This is a genomic window from uncultured Subdoligranulum sp. (assembly GCF_937890665.1).
Genome location: NZ_CALADU010000151.1, coordinates 1 through 2,781, shown reverse-complemented (window position 1 = coordinate 2,781; position 2,781 = coordinate 1). Strand labels below are relative to the sequence as shown.

4 protein-coding genes and 1 pseudogene are annotated in these 2,781 nt (G+C 51.4%); 4 read left to right on the top strand and 1 reads right to left on the bottom strand.

Annotated features, from left to right (window positions below; genetic code table 11):
• Both Q0526_RS08690 and Q0526_RS08685 read left to right on the top strand, forming a co-directional pair.
• The coding region (locus tag Q0526_RS08690) for an ATP-binding protein (protein WP_298732581.1) at positions 1-226 on the top strand (226 nt) is incomplete at its 5' end.
• Positions 219-920: a response regulator transcription factor gene (locus Q0526_RS08685; protein WP_021750429.1), complete on the top strand. Its 702-nt coding sequence runs from the start codon at positions 219-221 to the stop codon at positions 918-920. The genes Q0526_RS08690 and Q0526_RS08685, both read left to right, overlap by 8 nt.
• A gap of 362 nt (positions 921-1,282) precedes the next feature.
• Here the strand turns inward: Q0526_RS08685 and Q0526_RS08680 are convergent, their stop codons facing one another.
• Positions 1,283-1,684 carry a hypothetical protein gene (locus Q0526_RS08680; RefSeq protein ID WP_298732578.1) on the bottom strand — a complete coding sequence of 134 codons (402 nt, stop codon included), beginning with the start codon at positions 1,682-1,684 and terminating at the stop codon, positions 1,283-1,285.
• 125 nt (positions 1,685-1,809) lie between these two features.
• On the opposite strand from Q0526_RS08680, the pseudogene Q0526_RS08675 reads away from it, so the two are divergent.
• Together Q0526_RS08675 and Q0526_RS08670 are read left to right on the top strand one after the other, a co-directional pair.
• Positions 1,810-2,145, top strand: a pseudogene (locus Q0526_RS08675) (transposase); the annotation flags it as partial.
• 234 nt (positions 2,146-2,379) lie between these two features.
• The coding region (locus tag Q0526_RS08670; protein WP_298732576.1) for a helix-turn-helix transcriptional regulator at positions 2,380-2,781 on the top strand (402 nt) is incomplete at its 3' end.

Below are 2,781 nucleotides of genomic sequence, written 5' to 3'. Positions count from 1 at the left end.
CAACGGCCCGGGCATTCCTGACTCGGCAAAACCCCGCGTTTTTGACATGTTCTACAGCGCCTCGAACCGGATTGCCGACAGCCGTCGCAGCATGGGGCTGGGGCTGGCGCTGTGCAAGTCTATCATTACGGCCCATGGCGGGGAGATCACGGTGGCTGACCACGCGCCCCATGGGACAGTTTTTACGTTTACCATACCAATTGAGGAGGTTGAATTGCATGAATAAACCCTTGATTTTGGTCGTGGAGGACGATGCGCCTGTCCGCAGTCTGATCACAACGACTCTGCGGGCGCACGATTACCGTTTTCTCTCTGCGGCCAACGGGGAATCCGCTATTCTGGAAGCCAGTTCGCACAATCCGGACATCATGCTGTTGGATTTGGGACTGCCGGATCTGGATGGCGTAGAGGTGATTCACCGTGTCCGCACCTGGTCGAATCTGCCGATCATTGTGATTAGCGCCCGCAGCGAGGACACGGATAAGATTGAGGCGCTGGATGCCGGGGCAGATGACTATCTGACCAAGCCGTTCTCCGTGGAGGAACTGTTGGCCCGTCTGCGGGTAACCCAGCGCAGGCTGGCTACCCTGCAGGCCGGAGTGGTGAACGAAGGCGCTGTATTCACCAACGGCAGGCTGAAGGTGGATTATGCTGCGGGGTGCGCGTTTCTGGGCGAAGAGGAACTGCATCTGACGCCCAGTGAGTACAAGCTGCTATGCCTGCTGTGCAAGAATGTGGGCAAAGTGTTGACGCACACCTTCATCGCCCAGCAGATCTGGGGCAGGAGTTGGGAAAACGATGTGGCATCTCTCCGGGTCTATATGGCCACCCTGCGCAAGAAGTTGGAACGGGATCCGGATTCTCCGCAATATATTCAGACGCACATTGGAGTAGGGTACCGGATGCTAAAGGTGGAGTAACAGCGGATGCATTCCAATTTCAGTGAAAAGATCGTTTTATTCTTCATGTGATGTGTGATGCATTTTGCGGCACTTGAAATACTGGATTCCATGGGCATAAATGAGTGTAGTGGGACACACAAAACGATATTATTTCGTTAGTCGGTGAAATACCGTCAATCCATTGTGTAACAAGGGAAAACGGCGATTTTTACTAACGAAAATTTTATGATATGACACAATATCTGTTTTTTCAATATAACACGCATCAGTCCTTATTCTTTGTTTTGGCGTCAGATTTTAATACGCCTGCACCGGCTTTGCGTATCCGGATCCACTGTGTCCAGACTGCGCTACACACATGGAGCACCACTTGCGCACATTTACTGCTGGATCCTGCGGATGTCATCGAAGTTCAATCCGCCATCTGTTTTCTTCACGGTTTGGATAGCCCACTTGCGCAGGGGTTCCAGTTCAGAGAATGTGAGACTCTCGTCCATCGCCAGCAGGCGCATCATCATGGACTCCTCCACCGCCATTTTGAACAGCAGTTTTCCAATGCGATCACCCAGCGCGCCCAATCGTGTTTCCAGCACACCGGAGATTGCGTCAGTGAGGTAGCGTTCGTTGCGATCGGTTTTGCGGTAGCCGGTATAAAAGCGGATTGCTTTTTCGATATACTCATTCTGCGTGGAGCAGCCATCCGCTTTATATTCCCCGCCGACCATGTTCCACGCTTCGTCCGTCAGCCACACAGTATGGCGGTTCTTACCGTTCTCAATCATATGAGAGAATACCATCATAGCGCGGAGTGGGCGAAAGTAGCCTCAACTTGTTGGAAGCGCCGGGTAGTGCTGTGATTTTCCTATAAGTCACGGCATTTACCCCAACTTGCCCACAGTTTCGGGCAGTGCCCCGACTTCCAGGAAGTAAGAGGTATAGCACCCGGCCCCCTCTTGCAGGGCAGGCTTATTGCAGCAGACGATTCTCCAGAGTCGTTCTGAAATCCGCGCTTGGCGAAGCTCCGTACTATCTGAAAGAACAATGGCCGTATCTGATCTGTGGTCCGGAAGATGGCCGTCTGGAACCGAACAACAATATGGCGGAGCGATCTACTAAGCCATTTGTGATTGGCCGAAAGAATTTCCTCTTTGCCAACATACCGCGCGGGGCGCAGAGCAGTGCGGTGATCTACAGCATGATTGAAACAGCCAAGGCGAATGACCTTGATCCGTACTGCTATCTGACCTGAGTGCTGACCAATGCACCGATCCTGGCCGCTGGTGGCGGGGAATGGGCTGTAAAGATACTGCCTTCCAATGCTCCGGCCTCTTGCCGAACTTTCTCAAAAGAACATTGACCTCATTCAAGGACGAGATGGCTCATGGGACTGTCCCGTCCTTTTTCCTGCTCTGCAAAAAAGCTGGAATTTACTGGTTGTGTCTGCCTTCTTATGCTTTTGTTTAAGGAGGTGGCTTCCATGACAATAGAGAAAAATATTATGGCCACGTTAAAAAGAGAAATGGACAAGAGAGGTGTAAATTATGCGGAGTTTTCGGCAGAAATTAATATCCCAAGAACGACCCTGCAAGGCTATTTGAACGACACTTCGCATCCAAGAGCTGATTCTATGGAAAATCTCGCGGATAAATTGGGAATCTCCGTAGCAGAACTGGTTTCCGGCGAAGAACCTTCTGCATCTGCGATGGATTTTGATTTTGACCAGATCCTTTCCACCGTTCCAACCCTCCACCCCAAAGTCTTGCCTGCAGCTCAGCAAGCAGCTTCACTGCTGAAAAGTCTGTTACAACTGTCTAAGGAGCTGTATGCCGCAGAGGAGCGGAACGTTGATACGCCGTACCAGAATGTAGACCATCTATAC

What these genes read in the sequence shown, in the direction of transcription:
- Q0526_RS08680 (WP_298732578.1), bottom strand. Translation starts at nt 1,684, where the DNA reads ATGATTGAGAACGGTAAGAACCGCCATACTGTGTGGCTGACGGACGAA.
- Q0526_RS08685 (WP_021750429.1), top strand. Translation starts at nt 219, where the DNA reads ATGAATAAACCCTTGATTTTGGTCGTGGAGGACGATGCGCCTGTCCGC.